The sequence below is a fragment of the Gluconobacter sp. P1D12_c genome (assembly GCF_018812105.1).
GTDB lineage: Bacteria > Pseudomonadota > Alphaproteobacteria > Acetobacterales > Acetobacteraceae > Gluconobacter > Gluconobacter oxydans_A.
Window position 1 is genome coordinate 257320 of the sequence record NZ_JACSIQ010000001.1, and the last position, 18389, is coordinate 275708.

21 protein-coding genes are annotated in these 18389 nt (G+C 57.8%); 10 read left to right on the forward strand and 11 right to left on the reverse strand.

Annotated elements, in window-relative coordinates:
• Positions 1-133 precede the first annotated feature (133 nt).
• The 3 genes from groL to KP705_RS01155 all read right to left on the reverse strand — a co-directional run bounded on the left by groL (position 134) and on the right by KP705_RS01155 (position 2437).
• Positions 134-1771, reverse strand: a complete 1638-nt coding sequence (groL, locus tag KP705_RS01145; protein WP_064274005.1) for a chaperonin GroEL — start codon at positions 1769-1771, stop codon at positions 134-136.
• 51 nt (positions 1772-1822) lie between these two features.
• Complete coding sequence (gene groES, locus KP705_RS01150) at positions 1823-2113, reverse strand: co-chaperone GroES (RefSeq protein ID WP_046899653.1); 291 nt, start codon at positions 2111-2113, stop codon at positions 1823-1825.
• A gap of 129 nt (positions 2114-2242) precedes the next feature.
• Positions 2243-2437: a DUF4169 family protein gene (locus tag KP705_RS01155; protein WP_215763858.1), complete on the reverse strand. Its 195-nt coding sequence runs from the start codon at positions 2435-2437 to the stop codon at positions 2243-2245.
• 81 nt (positions 2438-2518) lie between these two features.
• Between KP705_RS01155 and KP705_RS01160 the strand changes: the two genes are divergently transcribed.
• Genes KP705_RS01160 through KP705_RS01170 form a run of 3 tightly spaced genes read left to right on the forward strand, consistent with a single transcriptional unit; the run spans position 2519 to position 4331 of the window.
• Positions 2519-3193: a dienelactone hydrolase family protein gene (locus tag KP705_RS01160; protein WP_252348157.1), complete on the forward strand. Its 675-nt coding sequence runs from the start codon at positions 2519-2521 to the stop codon at positions 3191-3193.
• Between the two features lie 8 nt (positions 3194-3201).
• Complete coding sequence (locus KP705_RS01165) at positions 3202-3942, forward strand: SDR family oxidoreductase (protein WP_046899655.1); 741 nt, start codon at positions 3202-3204, stop codon at positions 3940-3942.
• A gap of 2 nt (positions 3943-3944) precedes the next feature.
• Positions 3945-4331 carry a DUF2934 domain-containing protein gene (locus KP705_RS01170; RefSeq protein ID WP_046899656.1) on the forward strand — a complete coding sequence of 129 codons (387 nt, stop codon included), beginning with the start codon at positions 3945-3947 and terminating at the stop codon, positions 4329-4331.
• Positions 4332-4378: 47 nt separating this feature from the next.
• Here KP705_RS01170 and KP705_RS01175 read toward each other — a convergent pair whose 3' ends face one another.
• Positions 4379-5269, reverse strand: coding sequence for an S-methyl-5'-thioadenosine phosphorylase (locus KP705_RS01175; RefSeq protein ID WP_046899657.1), 891 nt, complete (start codon positions 5267-5269; stop codon positions 4379-4381).
• A 257-nt stretch (positions 5270-5526) separates the two neighbouring features.
• Here KP705_RS01175 and hemF point away from each other — a divergent pair, with 257 nt between their 5' ends.
• On the forward strand, positions 5527-6444 hold the full coding sequence (gene hemF, locus KP705_RS01180; RefSeq protein WP_046899658.1) for an oxygen-dependent coproporphyrinogen oxidase: 918 nt from the start codon (positions 5527-5529) through the stop codon (positions 6442-6444).
• Positions 6441-7532: a hypothetical protein gene (locus KP705_RS01185; protein ID WP_046899659.1), complete on the forward strand. Its 1092-nt coding sequence runs from the start codon at positions 6441-6443 to the stop codon at positions 7530-7532. The genes hemF and KP705_RS01185 overlap by 4 nt, the downstream gene beginning before the upstream one ends.
• Before the next feature lie 4 nt (positions 7533-7536).
• Here the strand turns inward: KP705_RS01185 and KP705_RS01190 are convergent, their stop codons facing one another.
• Entirely contained in the window at positions 7537-8115 is a 579-nt protein-coding gene (locus KP705_RS01190) for a Smr/MutS family protein (protein WP_052750016.1), read from the reverse strand.
• Between the two features lie 311 nt (positions 8116-8426).
• On the opposite strand from KP705_RS01190, the gene KP705_RS01195 reads away from it, so the two are divergent.
• Complete coding sequence (locus KP705_RS01195; protein ID WP_046899660.1) at positions 8427-8633, forward strand: hypothetical protein; 207 nt, start codon at positions 8427-8429, stop codon at positions 8631-8633.
• Between the two features lie 60 nt (positions 8634-8693).
• Here KP705_RS01195 and KP705_RS01200 read toward each other — a convergent pair whose 3' ends face one another.
• The 4 genes from KP705_RS01200 to KP705_RS01215 all read right to left on the reverse strand — a co-directional run bounded on the left by KP705_RS01200 (position 8694) and on the right by KP705_RS01215 (position 12995).
• Complete coding sequence (locus tag KP705_RS01200) at positions 8694-10154, reverse strand: cytochrome-c peroxidase (RefSeq protein ID WP_215763860.1); 1461 nt, start codon at positions 10152-10154, stop codon at positions 8694-8696.
• 96 nt (positions 10155-10250) lie between these two features.
• Positions 10251-11081: a site-specific DNA-methyltransferase gene (locus tag KP705_RS01205; protein ID WP_046899662.1), complete on the reverse strand. Its 831-nt coding sequence runs from the start codon at positions 11079-11081 to the stop codon at positions 10251-10253.
• Complete coding sequence (locus tag KP705_RS01210) at positions 11078-12223, reverse strand: murein transglycosylase A (protein ID WP_046899663.1); 1146 nt, start codon at positions 12221-12223, stop codon at positions 11078-11080. The genes KP705_RS01205 and KP705_RS01210 overlap by 4 nt, the downstream gene beginning before the upstream one ends.
• 16 nt (positions 12224-12239) lie before the next feature.
• Positions 12240-12995 carry a Tim44/TimA family putative adaptor protein gene (locus tag KP705_RS01215; protein ID WP_046899664.1) on the reverse strand — a complete coding sequence of 252 codons (756 nt, stop codon included), beginning with the start codon at positions 12993-12995 and terminating at the stop codon, positions 12240-12242.
• Positions 12996-13175: 180 nt separating this feature from the next.
• Between KP705_RS01215 and secB the strand changes: the two genes are divergently transcribed.
• Positions 13176-13700 (forward strand): protein-export chaperone SecB, encoded by a 525-nt coding sequence (gene secB, locus KP705_RS01220; RefSeq protein ID WP_046899665.1) that lies wholly within the window; start codon positions 13176-13178, stop codon positions 13698-13700.
• A gap of 4 nt (positions 13701-13704) precedes the next feature.
• Here secB and KP705_RS01225 read toward each other — a convergent pair whose 3' ends face one another.
• Together KP705_RS01225 and hemC are read right to left on the reverse strand one after the other, a co-directional pair.
• Entirely contained in the window at positions 13705-14376 is a 672-nt protein-coding gene (locus tag KP705_RS01225; protein ID WP_046899666.1) for a uroporphyrinogen-III synthase, read from the reverse strand.
• Positions 14377-14378: 2 nt separating this feature from the next.
• A complete protein-coding gene (gene hemC / locus KP705_RS01230; RefSeq protein ID WP_064273994.1) occupies positions 14379-15428 on the reverse strand; it encodes a hydroxymethylbilane synthase in 1050 nt (349 codons plus the stop codon).
• Between the two features lie 58 nt (positions 15429-15486).
• Here hemC and tsaD point away from each other — a divergent pair, with 58 nt between their 5' ends.
• The 3 genes from tsaD to KP705_RS01245 are packed head-to-tail and all read left to right on the forward strand — an operon-like array spanning position 15487 to position 18386.
• The gene (gene tsaD, locus KP705_RS01235; RefSeq protein ID WP_215763861.1) at positions 15487-16560 is read left to right on the forward strand and encodes a tRNA (adenosine(37)-N6)-threonylcarbamoyltransferase complex transferase subunit TsaD; all 1074 of its coding nucleotides are present in this window, start codon (positions 15487-15489) and stop codon (positions 16558-16560) included.
• Positions 16561-16584: 24 nt separating this feature from the next.
• Positions 16585-17412, forward strand: coding sequence for a 23S rRNA (adenine(2030)-N(6))-methyltransferase RlmJ (locus tag KP705_RS01240; RefSeq protein WP_215763862.1), 828 nt, complete (start codon positions 16585-16587; stop codon positions 17410-17412).
• Entirely contained in the window at positions 17409-18386 is a 978-nt protein-coding gene (locus KP705_RS01245; protein ID WP_215763863.1) for an NAD(P)H-dependent glycerol-3-phosphate dehydrogenase, read from the forward strand. Before KP705_RS01240 ends, KP705_RS01245 begins: the two co-directional genes overlap by 4 nt.
• Positions 18387-18389: the final 3 nt, after the last annotated feature.

The window sequence follows — 18389 nt, forward strand, 5'->3', positions numbered from 1 at the left end:
GGGTCACATATGTGTCTGACGCATATCAAAACAAGTCAAAAAAAAGCCGCCCCACCCTGAGGTGAGACGGCTTTTTTGCAACTGTTCGACATATTCCCCAGCTTTTGAAAACTGGGGAATCTGAAGCGCTGGATTAGAAATCCATATCGCCCATGCCACCCATGCCACCCGGAGCAGCCGGAGCCTTCTTCTCGGGGCGTTCAGCAACCATAGCTTCCGTGGTGATCAGCAGACCACCAACCGAAGCGGCATCCTGCAGAGCCGTACGAACAACCTTCGTCGGATCGATGATACCTGCACCAACCAGGTCCTTGTACTCAGCGTTCTGAGCATCAAAGCCGAAGTTGTAGGTGTCGTTCTCAAGCACCTTGCCAGCGATCACGGCGCCGTCTTCACCAGCGTTCTCAGCGATCTGACGCAGCGGCGTCTGAAGCGCCTTGCGAACGATCTCGCCACCGATACGCTGATCGTCGTTATCGAAGGTCAGACCCTTCAGAGCAACGGAAGCGCGGGCAAGAGCCGTACCACCACCCGGGACGATGCCTTCTTCAACAGCTGCGCGGGTTGCGTGCAGAGCGTCGTCAACGCGATCCTTGCGCTCCTTCACCTCAACTTCACTGCTGCCACCGACGCGGATGACGGCAACGCCACCAGCCAGCTTTGCAAGACGCTCCTGGAGCTTCTCACGATCGTAGTCAGAGGTTGTTTCTTCAACCTGAGCACGGATCTGGTTGCAACGACCCTTGATGTCGTCGCTGTTGCCAGCGCCTTCAACGATCGTGGTGTTTTCCTTCTCGATGTGAACCTTCTTAGCGCGGCCCAGCATGTCGAGGGTAACGGATTCCAGCTTGATCCCAATATCTTCGGAGATGACCTGGCCACCCGTCAGGATCGCGATGTCTTCCAGCATGGCCTTGCGACGGTCACCGAAGCCCGGAGCCTTGACGGCAGCGATCTTCAGGCCACCACGCAGCTTGTTCACGACCAGCGTAGCAAGTGCTTCGCCATCGACGTCTTCAGCGATGATCATCAGCGGGCGGCCGGACTGTACGACGCTCTCGAGCAGCGGCAGCATAGGCTGAAGCGAAGATAGCTTCTTTTCATGGATCAGGATGTACGGCGCATCGAGATCGGCCGTCATCTTCTCCGGGTTCGTCACGAAATACGGGGAGATGTAGCCGCGGTCGAACTGCATGCCCTCGACAACGTCGAGTTCGGTGTGCAGGCCCTTGGCTTCTTCAACCGTGATGACGCCCTCGGAGCCGACCTTCTGCATGGCAGAGGAGATCATCTCACCGATTTCACGCTCACCGTTGGAAGAGATCGTACCGACCTGAGCGATTTCCTCCGGGGAGGTCATCTTCTTGCTGTTCTTCTTCAGCTCTTCAACAACGACGAGGACAGCCTTGTCGATGCCGCGCTTCAGGTCCATCGGGTTCATGCCAGCTGCAACAGCCTTGGCACCTTCGCGGATGATTGCCTGAGCAAGAACCGTGGACGTCGTCGTGCCGTCACCAGCCAGGTCGTTCGTACGGGACGCAACTTCGCGCACCATCTGAGCGCCCATGTTCTCGAACTTGTCAGCCAGTTCGATTTCCTTGGCGACAGACACACCGTCCTTGGTGATGCGCGGTGCGCCGAAGCTCTTGTCGAGAACAACGTTACGACCCTTCGGGCCCAGCGTTACCTTGACGGCATTTGCAAGAATATCAACGCCACGCAGCATACGGTCGCGGGCGTCGGCACCAAACTTAACTTCCTTGGCAGCCATGTTCTTAATCTCCTGTTGAGGTTTTTAACGAGAGGAAACGGGGATGGCTTTTCAGCCGATCACACCCATGATGTCGCTCTCTTTCATGATCAGCAGTTCTTCACCGTTGATCTTCACCTCGGTGCCGGACCACTTGCCGAACAGCACCTTGTCGCCTGCCTTGACGTCGAGAGCCACAATCTGGCCCTGCTCGTTCCGGGCGCCTGGGCCTACGGATACGATCTCGCCTTCGGTCGGCTTGTCCTTGGCGGTGTCAGGGATGATGATGCCGCCAGCGGTCTTTTCTTCACCGGTCAGGCGGCGGACTACAACGCGGTCATGCAGGGGACGAAATGTCGTCATGGATCGCTCCATTTTAGGCCGTGCCCTTCTACGAAGCGACGCGGCCGGGTTACGCGCTCAATTGCTGCAGCGCAGTTGGCACTCTCACATCGAGAGTGCCAAGAGAGGTAGTGCCACCACCCGTTTTCGTCAAGAACCATCGCCCTCGGCCGAAAAAATTTTCTTTCCGTCCAATAGGGCTTCAGAACGCCTTTTCTCCAGCATATCCGCCATTTTCTGACCTTTCGTCCTGCCATAAAGACGACGATTGGTCTCAGCTTCCTTCGCATCCTCTACGGACTTGCGGCGTTTGCGTTCCCGACGGAGATGGATGACGTCGCTCATGGCATCTGCCTTTCCGGCGTTACAGAGACTGGACAGAAATCAATGGACCACAAGCATTCCCAAGAAAAGACCGAGGGCCACATGATCCGCCTCACGGCGGCAGACGGCCACGAATTCGAGGCATGGGAGACGGGCTCCCCCGAGTCCACACGCTCCATTGTCGTAGTGCAGGAAATTTTTGGCCTGACCGGGCACATCAGGGACGTCTGCTCTGATCTGGCTCAGCAGGGCTTCCATGTTCTCGCCCCTGCCCTCTTTGACCGCGTCAAACCCCATACGGTTCTGGCGTACAACGAGGCTGGCCTGAAGGAAGGGCTGGAATTTCGAAGCGGCATTTCTCCAGATCTGATCCAGCAGGATCTGGAAGCCTGCGCTCAGAAAATGAGACAGGATGATGGTCACCGCCCAGTCGGGATTATCGGCTTCTGCTGGGGCGGCCTCATCGCGTGGCTTGCGGCAACACGCACGCACCACTTTAATGCCGCCGTCGGATGGTATGGCGGCGGTATTGCCAACCATTGTGACACAGCCCCGCACTGCCCGACGCAGCTCCATTTCGGCGGAGAAGATGCGTCCATTCCGCCAGGTGACGTTCAGAAAATTCGCGCAAGTCGGCCAGAAGTCGAGGTCTTCCTTTACGATCAGGCTGGACATGGCTTTGGATGCCCAGAACGTTCCAGCTTCAATCAGGACGCCCGAGATCTGGCCTGGAGCCGGAGCGTCGCGTTTCTGAAGCATCACATCAAGCGTACGTGAGGCCTGACATGGAAGGCATTGCAGGAAAAATTGTCCTCATCACAGGCGGCAGCAGCGGCCTCGGTGAAGCAACCGCGCGTTATCTCGCAGCACGAGGGGCTTACGTTGCTATCGCCGCCAGACGTCGGGACCGACTGGACGAAATTGTCTCCGAACTCGAAGCACTGGGCCAGACTGCACGGGCCTACACACTGGATGTCACGAACCGCCAGAACGTTGCGGACGTTGTAAAAGCCGTTGAGCAGGACTTCGGACGTCTTGATGTCCTCGTAAACAATGCCGGGCTGATGGCGATTGCCCCCATGAAACGACTGATGGTCGACGAGTGGGACCGGATGATCGACATCAACATCAAGGGCGTTCTGTACGGCATCGCCGCAGCACTACCGATCTTTGAGCGTCAGAAATCGGGACATGTCATCAACCTGTCCTCGGTTGCCGGGATCAAGGTCTTCGCCCCTGGAGGCAGCGTCTATTCAGGAACGAAGTTTGCCGTGCGGGCCATCAGTGATGGCCTTCGTCAGGAGGCTGGCAACGCGTTTCGCGTTACATCCATCGAGCCCGGCGCAGTGGAAAGCGAACTCAAAACGGGCAGCGGCGACAGTGAAAGTCGTCAGCATGTTGAAGCGTTCTACAAGATTGCAATTCCGGCGGAATCCGTGGCGAGGGCCATCGCTTTCGCCATCTCACAACCTGACGACGTGGACATCAACGAGATTGTCCTGCGCCCAACCCTTCAGGAGTTCTGATCATGAGCAACAACCCACTCGAAGCAGATCCAAAACGTGACGCAGCAATCCGCCGCGAGGCCAAGTTACTTTGGGAAGCTGACGGAAAGCCGGACGGCGGCCCTGAAGCCTATCTGGACAAAGCGACGGACCTGATTTCCATCAAGGGCGTTCCCGAGGGCACGCCTGTTGAGGATCTCCCGCCCCCAGAGTTGGCAGATGTTCAGATCGAAGATCCACGCTTACAGGAAAATCTTGGGGAATTCCCAGAGCGCAGCACGGACCAGGGCGATCACCGCCATTTTCCCGTCGCGGATCGAAAAGAAGAACGCGAACTGCTGGATGATCCCAGCACCGACGCCGGTCAGCCGGGGTACGCTCAAATCGACGAAAAACAGGAAGGGCACTGATCGCCCTCCCCTATTGCCGCCCGTTTTTTGCGCGGGCGGCGGGCTATTCAGGCTTTGTTCAAAACGCGACCTGCGATGGCATCCAGCTTGGCAACAAGAGCCGGATCGCGTTTCTCGGGTGCGGTGATAATCGCAAAGTCGAGTGCACGCTCGGCAGAAAGATCGAGCGGGCGCTTCTGACCCAGAACCGGGATCACAGCCTTCACGAGACGGCGGGCATTATCCGCATTCCCCTTCATGACCTTCACCACACCTTCAACCGTCACGCTGTCATGCTCGGTGTGCCAGCAGTCATAATCCGTGACCATGGCCACCGTTGCGTATGTCATCTCGGCTTCACGGGCGAGCTTGGCTTCCGGCATGTTGGTCATGCCAACCACCGAACAACCCCATGACCGATAGAGCTCGCTCTCGGCACGCGTAGAGAACTGTGGCCCTTCCATGACGATGTAGGTTCCACCACGTGTCACAGGAATATCGAGCTTACGGGATTCCGCTTCCAGCACATCCAGCAAACGAGCAGACACCGGGTCCGCCATGCCGACATGCGCCACACATCCCGTCTCAAAGAAGCTTTTTTCGCGCGCGAAGCTGCGATCGATAAACTGATCGACAAGCACGAAACGGCCCGGTGGTAGCTCTTCCTTTAAAGAGCCCACAGCTGAAAGCGACAGAATATCCGTTACGCCTGAGCGCTTAAGGGCGTCGATATTTGCGCGAAAATTGAGGCGTGATGGCGGGATCGGATGACCACGACCATGACGCGGCAGGAAGACGCATTTTACGCCCTCGAACGTCCCGAAAAGCAATTCGTCAGAAGTTTCGCCCCAAGGCGTTTCGACCCGACGCCATTCCTTGTTTTCCAGACCGTCAATATCATACAGACCGGAGCCGCCGATAACGCCGATAACCGGCTGAATTTCTGTTTCCGAAGACATGATTGTTCAGTCCGCCCCTGATGAATATGTTTGAGGACCGTTCAGGAACACGAGACAGAAGATTGGCGCAAGTCTCCGCTGATCCGTGTCCAAAAAAAATCACGCAAGCATTTACGAAGCGGCAAGATGCTCTCTGCCATCATCGCGCCACAGAGCGACAGCAGACATGCAGCCAGCCAACTGTTCGTCTTGAGCGCAATTTGCTACGACACTCCGCGTAACAAGAATTCGTCCTTAGGATGGTAGGGGAGAGAAAAATGGACCAGATCAGCCCCGATTTTGCTGAACTCGTTCGCCCGGATGTGCCTCATGATACGCTAAAGCGTGAGGCGAAGGCCTGGTTTGAATCTCTTCGGGACCGGATCTGCGCGTCCTACGAGCAACTTGAAGACGAAGCCGTTGAGGGTAGCTCGCAGGTTCTGCGAGACCGCACGGAAGCCGGTCGCTTCACTCGCACCGCCTGGAGCCGACCGGAAGGCGGCGGCGGTGTCATGTCCGTGATGCGCGGTCGCGTCTTTGAGAAGGTTGGCGTGAACGTCTCTACGGTCTGGGGCGAATTCTCTCCCGAATTTCGCAAAAACATTCCCGGTGCATCCGAGGATCCACGCTTCTTTGCGACAGGCGTCTCTCTCGTTGCTCACCCCTGCAATCCGCATGTCAGTGCCGCGCATTTCAATACGCGCATGATCATCACGACCAAGGGCTGGTTCGGCGGCGGTGGCGATATTACGCCAATGTTCCCAGACAGCGCCGAAGCCCGCAGTGACGCCGACTACTTCCACAAGATGTTCGAAGCAGCCTGCAACAAGCACGATCCAGAGCACTATCCGCGCTTCAAGGAATGGTGTGACCGGTACTTCCATCTGCATCACCGTGACGAACCCCGCGGTCTGGGTGGCATCTTCTACGACCAGTTTACAACAGGCGGTCTGGAAGGCGATTTTGCCTTCACGAAAGACGTCGGCATGGCTTTCCATGACGCCTATCCCGCCGTTGTCCGTCGCCGAATGTTCAACCCATGGACCGAAGCCGATCGTGAAGCACAACTCATCCGCCGTGGCCGATACGTGGAATTCAATCTGCTTCATGACCGCGGCACGCTATTTGGCCTAAAAACTGGCGGAAACACGGAAGCGATCCTGATGAGCATGCCTCCGGAAGTCCGCTGGCCGTGACGTTTTCTTCCCCGACCCGCCGTGACTGCCTGAAAGGGCTGGCCTTGCTCGGTGCCGGAAGCGCCATACCCTCTCTGCATGCCCGCGCTGCGGACATGCCTGACGCACATCTGCTCCTTGGTGGAACACTGGCATCTATCCAGGGGCAGTTCGGAGAACTCGCGGCGGGCGTTATCTCCCGCACGCTGGGACTGGACGCTCCCTTGGAGATCACTCCGGATATCGGTCAGGACGGAGTACGCGCTGCAAATCTTTTTGATGCCAATAGCGCCCCTGACGGAAGCACGGCCCTTATTGCACCGGGAAGCGCCCTGCTGGCCTCCCTGACCGGTGACTCTCGCGTCCACTATGATTTTGCACGGTGGATTCCCCTTCTGACGGCTCACACGACAACTGTCGTCATTGCGCGTGCAGAACTGCACAAAACGCTCCGAAGCCGCCTAAAGGGTTTCTTTCACGATCATCCGGTTCGACTGGCTGTTTCTCGCCCAACGGGAACGGAACTTGATGCCCTTCTTGGCCTGACGCTCCTTGGCCTGCGCCCTATTCCGGTGTCTGGGTTCAGCCGAACGGAAGACGCACTGGAAGCACTCGCGAACAATCAGGTCGATGCCGTTCAGCTGCTTCCTTACACGCTGGATGTGCCGGTAGAGACCATTCTCGCCAAGCTGCCGCCCGGTACCGCGCCGCTCTATCATACAGGCGACCTGTCAGACACAGGGTCAGATACGATCCCGAATTTTCTGGAGGCCTATCAGGAGGCTCGCCGCCGTCCGCCTGAAGGAGCACTATACAGAGCCTGGCAAGCAGTCTCCGCAAGTACCTACACAGCTCTGACGGTGGCACTCCCGATGCTCACCCCACCAGATATGGTCAAGAGCTGGAAGCAGGCCTGCTGGGACGCAGCGGTAGATCCGACCGTGCGCCACTGGGCGGAAAAGCACCATTTCATGCTGGCTGCGGGCGACAATGCAGCGCCATTTCTCTCTAGAGCAACGCCTGATATTGGCGCAATCCTTGCTCTGAGACGCTGGATTGCCATGAATACGCCGCGCTGGCGTATCGGCCAGGAAACACGGCCGCTCTGACCTTTTACCGGCGTTTTGTCCGCAGCAAAATTCGGACGGAGCCATGGTTGGCAGCATGAGGGTGGACAACGGCCAGCACCATGGGCCGGATGTCTGCTCTTTGGAGCCAGAGCGGCAGCTCCCTACGGATCAGTCCGCTCGTGGCGCCACTCCCCAGCCCTGTCACAACTTCAACGCAACGCCAGTTTCGTGCCTTGGCGCGATGCATGAAGTCCAGCAGGCGCTCAAAAGCGTCCTGCACAATATATCCATGCAGATCCAGCTTTGCATCGACCTTAAGCTCCCCGCGAGAGAGGCGCTTCCAGCTCGTGTCATCCAGACCCGGTGATCGAACACCGATCCGCAGATCCTGCGGTCTGGGTCGACGAAGAACTGGACGCGCCAAAAGAGCGCGGAATGACAGGTCCTGTTCAGCGGGCGGAGGCGGAACAAGCGAGACCCGAGCAGGCTTTACGGCTTCAACTTTTGGCGTTGGTACCGGAACGGGTTTGGATTTGGGTCTGGAAGGGTGCAGTGGCACGATGTCGCGCACGACCATGCGCCACAGGCTTTCCTCCTCCTCTTTCAGAACCCGTTTTGCCACCAAAGACCCCACCTGACCTGATTCAGTCTTGCATCCCGCAAATAACCTGCACTGCGTGTAACTGTTTCCATACCGATCGAACAATGGAAAAGACGTAATTTCAGACCTCTCGCAACTTTGGCATCAGGCTCTTCTTCCGAACGTTCGGCCCTACACCTCTATGACTGGCCACGGTGGCTCCGTCCTATCACGAGAGAGCCGAACATTTCAGGCGCACGATCACTCCGGAAAGAGGCCATTATTTTTGTCCGCGCTGCGCCTTGTAGAACTGTCAGCAGCGTTCCCAAGTCTTCTCATGAGGGAGACAGACCGTGAGCAAACTGACCAAAGCAGAGCGAGACAGCCTACCTGACGATGAATTCGGCCTTCCTGAAAAAAGAGCCTACCCCGTCGACACAAAAGCTCGGGCACGAAATGCAAAAGCGCGCGCAACGCAGGAGCTTGAACGCGGCCTTCTGACGCCGGAGGAGAGGAATGAAATTGATCAGGCGGCAGATCGCAAATTACAGGAAGAATAATCCAGAATCAGAAACGGCCCCGAATTTCTTCGGAGCCGCTCGCTGACGTCATTGGAATATTCAGTTGGCTTGCGCGCCCCGAAGCGGCGCATCTGCCGGAACATCCTTGAGCGGAATGCCCTGATACTTTCCTGTCAGAGTTTTCAGGAAGGCCACAATGTCCGTAACATCCTGCTCTGTGATGTCATGATCGGGCGTCTCATAACGGGCCATGGCACGAACCGCAGCATCCAGCGTCTTTGCTGATCCGTCATGGAACCACGGGCCTGTCAGCTCAACGTTTCGCAGGTTGGGGACCTTGAAGCGCTCACGATCAGACGGATTGTTCGTGAAGGCAAAGCGACCATCATCCACAGCCGTCAGCTTGGTGTGACGATCCTCGAAATACGGCCCTTCCAGACCCAGAATTTCGTAAGCGTCTCCACCGACTGCAACACCGCTATGGCAACCAGAGCAGCCAATTGCCTTGAAGCGTTCATAGCCGTGCTTTTCCTGAGCCGTAATCGCGTCTGCCTTACCCTTCAGGTACAGGTCAAAGCGGCTGTCTGGGGTGATCAGTGTTTTTTCATATTCAGCGATCGCGTCCGTCACCGTATTCTTGGTGATATCGTCCGAACCATAGATGGCCGTGAACTGATCAGCATATCCAGGCTCAGCACGCACACGATCGGCAACGGATGCCCAGTCATGGGATCCCATTTCCAGCGGGTTCATCACTGGGCCTGCAGCCTGCTCAGCCAGATCCTTGGCACGACCGTTCCAGAACTGACCGATATTGAAGACGGAGTTGTAAACCGTCGGTACGTTAATCGGGCCGGTCTGACCATTAATGCCGGTCGCCGTGGTCTGATTATCCACACCGCCCTTGTTCAGGCCATGGCAGCTCGCACAATTAAGCTGGCCATTGCCTGAAAGCTGCTTGTCGAAGAACAGGGTCCGGCCCAGTTCAGCCTTTTTCCAGTCTACGGCAATTGTTTCCGGGATCGGCTGAAGAACTTCGCCACGGAATTCTGGGGCCACGTCAGAGCTGGCATAATAGCGCTCACGCTGATCACGTACCCACTTCAGAATGTCTGCACGCTGTTTCTCGTCCAGATGAGCATGGGGATGCATCGTCAGGTAAGCAGCAGGCGGCATACGGTTCTGAACAATCACTTCCTCAATACGGGAAAGCTGTTCAACCGATGGGGGCTTGCCCTGCTGGAACGCTTCAATGATCGGCGCAAACTCAAAATGACGCTGCCCCTGCTCCAGATCACGGCTCATAATCTGATTGGCGAGCGGCAATTTAAAGTAAAATGGCAGATCGGCGTTGCGCGTGTGGCAGTAGTCACAACGGACTTCCTGAAACGCTGCAAACGCTGTCATGGCGATAGGGTCATGCCGTGTGGGGCTGCTCGCGGGAAGCTGCGGCGCACCAGCATGATCGAAATGCTCAAGATAGGTGACTGTTCCGCCCCAGGCGACAACGCCCAGTGCCACCAGACCGGCAATTCCTTTGGTAATTGTGCTGCGACGCACCGCAAATCTCCTCACTGTCACGAGAATGTGAGGTTTGGAGATTGTAACACAAGAAGTCAAAACGATTGATCCTGTCAGACCTACAGGTCTGACCGATCATTCGTCTTCCCAGTCTTCCTCCCGGGTCCCAATCGCAGCCCTGAGACGCTTACGGGCAATGTTGACGTAACGTGTGTCCTTTTCCACGCCAATGCCGGACAAGCCCTTGCGTTCCGCCGCAATCAGGCTGGTCCCCACTCCCATGAACGGGTCCAGCAGGACCCCGCCCGGCTTGGCGCCATGCAACCGCAGACAGGCTTCCGGCAACGCGATTGGAAACGTCCCCGGATGGCTGAATTTTTCTTTTCGGCTTCGCACGGTCTCATAGGGAATGAACCACGTGTCCCCACGGCATCGACGATCCATCTCATGCTGTCGGCGCGAGATATTGCTCTTGTCCGTAAATGGAACGCCAGCATCCAACCGGGCGACTTTGACGTCCCCCTTTTTCGTCAGATGAAAAATATGCTCGTGATTACGGTTAACAAAGCGGGGTGAATTCAGCGGCTTGAAATGCCCATAGGTAATTTCACCCACCGAAATCGACTTGATCCAGGTGATATGGTTCTGAAGCACAAAGAGCTTCCGCAACCGGGACATCAGTTCAAACGGCAGCCAGGGCTGTGAAGATGAGCCAGCGATATTCAGAAAGAACGATCCATCGTCCTTCATGATCCGTTTCACACTGGCGCAGACGTCTTCCATCCAGTCCAGATAGGCATCTTCCGGCAACTGGTCCTGATAGGTCCGATATTCAATCCCAAGATTATAGGGCGGAGACGTCACCACGACATCCACCGTCTGCGACGACATGCGCCGCAGAACTGTGGTGCAGTCTCCCCGGATCAGCGTATGGGCGCCGAGTGTTTCCCGGCGGCTCCGGATCATAGGGTGGGCGAATCCGCTGGAGGACGCGGCAACAGAATGACCATCCGGCCATTTTCATGCAGATTGCCGGCAACATACTGGGCAAAAGCACCCCATCCGGTGAACAGATCGGCACGTCCCGCCCCCTTGATATCGGTTCCAATATCCTGAGCGAACACGAGGTGCTGCCATGGCGCTGGCTGACCCTTTGCATCCGGCAGCTTTGTCTCAACCCAGAGCGGGGTCGCAAACGGCACGATCGATCGGTCAATCGCAACGGACCGCCCAGCAGTCAGCGGCACACCAAATGCTCCGGTAGCGCCCTGCGCCAGACTTCCCGTATCTTTGCGGAAGAAAACGTAATTCGGGTTACGCTCCATCATCGCCATCATGCGATCTGGATGCGCCTCCAGCCATGCACGGATGCTTTCCATACTGACAGCAGAGGGAGCCAGCTCGTTATCCTGAACCAGCACACGGCCAAGCGGGACATAAGGCTGGCCATTCTTGCCGTCATAACCAGCCCGGATCTGTGATCCATCTGGCAGGATCAGACGACCGGAGCCCTGAATTTGCAGAAAAAACAGGTCCACAGGGCTTTTTAGCCATGCGATTTCCAACCCGCGCCCCGCCAGAGCACCACCGTCAATCTGGGCACGATTGTAATACGGTTTGAACTGACCGTTCTCCCAACGTCCCGTGACCATCTGACCGTTGGTTGCTTTGGCACGAACCAAATCTGCCGGGCGCCCATAAAGAGGCGTTTGATATGGCCCCTCGCGCGTCAGGGATGCCTCAATCTGGGGTTCGAAATACCCAGTGTAAAACGCTTTGGTATCGGTCTCGTAGGGCTGGAACCATGTCTGCAGATAAGATTTGGCATCCGCAGCACTCTCAAGTCCGGCGCAGGCACCAGACCAGTCTCCAACCTGACGGCCATACGGAAGGGTCTCAGCCCCTCCAAGAGGCGTTTCAGGCGGCAATTGCGTCAGCCGATGACACTCCTGCCGCAGAACGGGCAGGAGCGAAGCGAAATCCTCCCGATCCCACCCCGCGAGTGCATCGAAGCCTACAGGCGTCAATGAAACAGAAGATGAGGGTTCATTCGACGTGGTGCACCCGGCCAACATGGCCAAGGCAGCCAGACTCAGCAGCTTTTTCATAATGAACGAACTATTTTCAGGCTGGGCGCGATGCCGCAAGACGCCACCGCGCGTCTGACGTCCCGAACTGACGTTCAAACAGCCACAGATCATGGAATTCCGTCACGGCATCCGTACCCTGCACCGGGTCTCCGTTGCGATCCGTCAGCATATTCACCTGACGGGACACAATCCGAACTTCGATTCGACCGATCTGGGCAGCTACATCGTCGGTGGGAAGCATCGCATCCAGAATGGCCATGCTTTCGATACCGCGCAGATCGCTGCGCTGTGTTTCACCGGCTTCGGCACGCGCGTTGATCGCGGAGAGAAAGGCGTCTTCAGTCTCCGGGGTCATCAGACCTGACAGAGCCGCTCGGTCCCCTGCAGCGAAAGCCGGAACAATCTGGCGGAACGTGTTTTCAGCATCCTTAAGAAAAGCCTGAGGCGTAAAACCCGCATCAAGCTGGGTCATACGACCCAGTACGCTGCCCACCCGGGTTGCCGGAGCAGGAATGTCGTATTCGACCTGCGCCACGACAGTTTCCTCACCCCGCTGGCTTGTACCAGGCAGCGGTGGAGGCGTCGGACGCGCGGAAGTCTGTCCACCAGCAGCGAAAACCGGCGGACGCTCCTGACGCACACCCTGCACGCCAATGCGACGCCCCAGCACGCGGTACAGGCGAAAGCCCAAGGCAATCGCCAGAATCGCCAGCACCACGATGTCCCATGGGAACGTGTGGCCGGAATGGCCAATCAGAGCAGAGGGAAGATGAATGTCGTCAGAAGACATGAAGATTATGTTTCACACAGATCGTTGGAATTTCCGTTGTCTTACAGATAGGGCGACAGCGGACCAATCTCAACCTTCCGCATGCAGGAACCCCGTCTTGGCGCGCATGACACATCATGCTACCGCCACTGTATCGCAATCGTTCCATCGCTATCCGCCTCGCGGATCCGGAGACCGTACATGTCCGAGAATACCACCGACAACACTGCACAGAACATGGAAGGCGCTCCGCCGCAGATGCCGCTTGCCGTCAATCTGCAGTACACGAAGGACCTGTCCTTTGAAGTCCCGGCTGGCGCTTCCATTTTTGCTACCCTGCGCGCTGCACCGCAGATCTCGGTGAACATCGATGTTCAGGCAAATCGCCTGGAAGAAGAGCAGCCGGTTTATGAAGTTGCCCTGGCCGTCCGCGCTGAAGCCGCAGAGCCGGCAGCTGAAGAGGGTGGCAAGGCTGGCCGCACGGTTTTCATTGCCGAACTGACCTATGCTGCCATCGTGACTCTCGGCAACGCTCCGCAGGAACTCGTCGAGCCGATCCTGCTGGTTGAAGTGCCGCGCCTGATCTTCCCGTATGTGCGTTCCATCATCAGCGACGTCACCCGTGACGGCGGCTTCCCGCCGGTGGTTCTGCAGCCGATCGACTTCGTTGCCCTGTGGCAGGCCAAGCGCGCCCAGCAGTTCCCTGAGCCAGCTGGCGAAGCCTGATCCTTCAGGTGACGAAAGGCCCGAGCCGTTCCAGCGGATCGGGCCACTCCACTGCACGCCAGTCCTTTTCGGTCAGGCGTGCAGCGATGGCCTCTGACAGACAGAGCGCCCTCACACCGGACAGAGCATTTCGCTCCGGCGCTCCCAAAGCCTCCATGAAGGCTTCAGCCGTTTTCCCGGAATAAAGAACAACCCCTTCGACACGGTCGCTCAACAAAGCGTCTCGCGCAGCATCCGTAAGAGCTTTCCTCTTCGTCACTGCGTATGCGTCGATGCGCCTGGCCCCCAACGCCACTGCCAGATCGAGGCCATAGCCCTTGCCACATGCCAGCATAAGGGACTGTCCCGTCAGGTTGTGACGACGGCAGAATTCCAAGAGAGCTTCAGCGTCGCCATCTGCGGCATGAACATTCGCGAAGCCCATGGCGCGGGCATGTTCAGCCGTCTTTGCTCCTACCGTGACCATCAAACGGTCTCGCGGCCAATTTTTGAGAGCGGCCAGCGCATTGGCGCTTGTCAAAGCTACAGCCGCGCAGTCAGTCAAGGCTATGGGTTCGTAGGTCTGAATTTCCAGCATCGGGCAGGCAATCGCCTCCCATCCCTGACGCTGAAGGGCCTCCGAGGTAGAAGCCAGACCCGGCTCGGGACGCGTGACCAGAACAGCGCGCCGCGGCATGATCAGGCGCGTGTCATCTCGGCAAAAATTGCAGCTGGCGTATTGCGGCGCAGTTCGTCTGCCAGTTCCGTTCCCATCCGGGCGGCCTCAAGTGGCGCACCAGTGATTTCACGGCGGATCAGGAACGTTCCGTCTTCGCTCGCAACCATACCTGTCAGTTTCAACACGCCAGCTTCAATTCTGGCATATCCGCCAATTGGTGTTCGGCAGGACCCATCAAGCTCGGCCAGCAAAGCACGCTCCGCAGTGGAAACAGCCCGGGCTTCCGGGTCTTCGATAGCAGACAGAAGCTCACGCAGCTCCGTGTCACTTTCGCGCACCGTTACGCCGACGATACCCTGCCCTGCGGCTGGAAGCATCTGGTCCGGCTCAAGAACGATATCGACACGGTCTTCCATCCCGAGACGCCGTAGTCCAGCAAGAGCCAGAAGCGTGGCATCACAAGCCCCCGCCTGTAGCTTGTCGAGACGCGTCTGAACATTGCCACGCAGCAGCCCAAACCGGAGATCCGGGCGACGGCTCAGCATCTGCGCCTGACGACGGACGGACGCACAACCGATCAAAGCGCCCTCTGGCAGGGACGCATACGGATCAGCCGGGTCAACTTTTGTGGACCGGTCACGCAGGATAATGGCATCGCGGGCGTCTTCACGCTTCAGCGTGCACGCAAGGACAAGGCCAGGAGGAAGATTGGTTTCGAGATCCTTGAGGCTATGAACTGCGAAGTCGATCCGGCCCGCTACAAGAGCTTCGTGGATTTCCTTGGCAAACAGGCCCTTGCCACCAATTTCCGCCAGACGCTGGCTGAGGTTCCGATCACCTTCAGTGCTGATCTGATGTTCCTGGAACGCTCCCATATCACGCAGGACCGGGCAAAAACGGGTCAGACGTGTCAGGAACGTCCGCGTTTGCCACAGCGCCAGCGGTGACGCGCGCGAGCCCACTCTGAGTGGGAGTTTGCGCTGGCCGGACGGGCTGGCGGCATGAGATCGGCGGACGGCTTCCGCCGCGACCTTTTGAAGGGCGTCGGAAGACAGGACGGAAGCATTCATGGACCGCACCTGTAGCCCATTCAGGCGGGGCTGTCATGATATGAGAGACTCGGTCATAATGCATGCCATGTCTGACCCTGCTGCATCCCGTCCCCTTCTGGCGATCGAAACGTCCTGCGACGATACCGCTTGCGCTATTCTGGCCTATGACGGCACCATTCTCGCCGAAGGTGTTCTTTCCCAGAACGATCATGCCATTCTTGGTGGTGTCGTACCGGAAATTGCAGCACGAGCTCATCTTGATGCCCTGCCTGCCCTTGTCCAGTCCGTTCTCGACAAGGCCGCCCTCACCTTGCAGGACATTGATACCTTCGCAGGAACGACTGGCCCGGGCCTGATTGGTGGGCTGATTGTGGGCAGTTCCTATGCAAAAGGGCTGGCTCTCGCGCTGGGCCGACCTTTTATCGCCGTCAACCACATTGAAGGGCACGTCCTGACGGCCCGCCTGCCGTCTCTTAAGGCCGATCTTCAGTTTCCCTTCCTGACGATGCTGGTCTCAGGCGGTCACTGCCAGTGCATTTCCGTGGAACAGACAGGCCAGTACGTGCGCCTTGGCGGCACCATTGATGACGCCGCCGGCGAGGCCTTCGACAAAGTTGCCAAAATGCTTGGTCTTGGCTGGCCGGGTGGGCCTGCTCTTGAAAAACTGGCACAGGAAGGCCGCGCTGATGCTTTCGCCCTTCCCCGCCCGCTTAAAGGGCGTGAAGGCTGCGACTTTTCTTTTTCCGGCCTAAAAACAGCCGTCAGCCGCCTGATCGAGCCCTGGGGATCAGGCGCTCTGCCGCGCCAGTTCGCTGCCGACGTCGCCGCATCCTTCCAGCAGGCCGTGGCAGATGTCATGGCAGACCGTGCGGAACACGCGCTTGCAATGGCGGTACACGCGACAGCGCTCGTCGTCGCAGGTGGCGTAGCTGCGAACCGGACACTTCGCGGTGCGCTGGAAACTGTCGCAGACCGCCACGGTATCCCATTTATCGCTCCTCCGCTTCGCCTCTGCACGGACAATGCTGTCATGATCGGCTGGGCAGCCCTTGAGCGCCTCCATGCGGGTGAGCATCCCAACGAAATAGATGTCGCAGCCCGCCCCCGCTGGCCTCTTGCGGAACGTCATCCTGCTCATAGCCCTTCCTGATTCCATAGCCGGAACCTGTCTCCCGTGAACTACAGACACGCCTACCACGCCGGAAATTTTGCGGATTGCATGAAACACGCGATCCTTCTGGTGCTTCTGAAGTCTCTCGCGCGCAAGCCTGCGGGATTTTGTGTTCTCGATACACATGCAGGCTGCGGACAGTATGACCTGTCTTCTGAAGAAGCCCAAAAAACCGGCGAATGGAAAAGCGGGATCGGCCGACTTCTGGACTCGGAAGATCCCGCTCTTCAGGATTATCTGTCCGCCGTGCGCGATCTCGGTCTTTATCCGGGATCACCGGCCCTCGCTCGCCATGCGCTGCGCCCCCAGGACCAGCTTGTGGCCTGCGAACTTCACCCAGAAGATGTTCGCCCGTTACGTCGCCTTTTCCGGGATGATCCGCAGGTCTCCATTCATCATCGCAACGGTTATGAAGCTCTGCGCGCGCTTCTCCCCCCGAAAGATCTGAAGCGTGGTCTGGTTCTGATTGATCCGCCATTTGAGAAGCTGGACGACTTTACGCAATGTGCTGAGGCGATCTCGCTGATCCGCAATCGCTTTCGCGCAGGCATTGTCGCGGTTTGGTATCCCATCAAGCACCGCACCCCGGTTCGGGCATTTTACAATGCCCTGAAGGATGCAGGCATTCGCGACATTCTGGCGTGTGAATTTCTTCTGCGCCCGGCGTTGGACCCGTTTCGCCTGAATGGATGCGGAATGCTGGTCGTGAATGCTCCTTTCGGATTTGAAGAGGATGCCGCTCGTGTCCTGAATGCGTTGAAGCTGGGGCTTGCGACGGATGACCCGGAAGACGACATGCAGGTGCATATCGAACGTCTGGTAGAGGAATGAACATGAACGGGCGCCATATCGCAGTCATCGGCGCAGGCGCCTGGGGAACGGCTCTCGCATGTGCCGCGGCCCGTACCGGAGCACGCGTTACACTCTGGATGCGAACTCCAGTTCTTGAGGGCGTCCGGGAGCTTCCTCGATTGCCCGGTATTCAGCTTCCTGATGCGGTTACCGTTACAGGCGTTTTCCCAACACATGCGGACGTTGTGCTTCTGGTTGTGCCTGTTCAGACTGCCCGATCCGTATCCGTCGCACTGGAAGGTGTTCTCGCGCCAGGTGTGCCGGTCGTGACGTGCTGTAAGGGCCTGGAACAGGCGACCTCGCTTCTGCCGCTTACAGTACTCGCCGAAACGATGCCTGATCGGCCAACTGCCGTTCTCTCCGGGCCAAACTTCGCCATTGAAATCGCAAAAGGCCTTCCGGCAGCAGCGACATTGGCCAGCACAGATCTGGCGCTGGCAAAAGATCTCACCAGTATCCTCAACTCGTCATCGCTTCGTCTCTATGCCAGTGATGACATTGCAGGTGTGCAGCTTGCCGGAGCAGCAAAAAACGTTGTGGCGATCGGCGCGGGTATCGTGATCGGAGCAGGCCTGGGTGAAAATGGCCGGGCAGCCCTTATCACCCGGGCTGTCGCCGAGATTGCGCGTCTGGCCGAAGCTCTGGGTGGACGTGCTGCCACTCTGGCGGGCCTATCTGGCGTTGGAGACCTGATCCTGACCTGTACCGGGCGAAGCTCACGGAACTACAGTCTTGGTATTGAGCTCGGAGAGGGTCGCCCCCTGTCAGAAATCCTCGCTTCCCGCACAACGGTTGCTGAGGGCGTTTTGACCGCGCCGGCGCTCGTGGCTCTCGCTCAAAAGATGGGCGTGCACGTCCCGATCCTAGAGACAATCACCCATCTGCTTTCAGAAAAACTTACACTGGAAGAAGCCAGAACGCTGCTGCTGGACCGGCCGCCGACGTTGGAATAATCG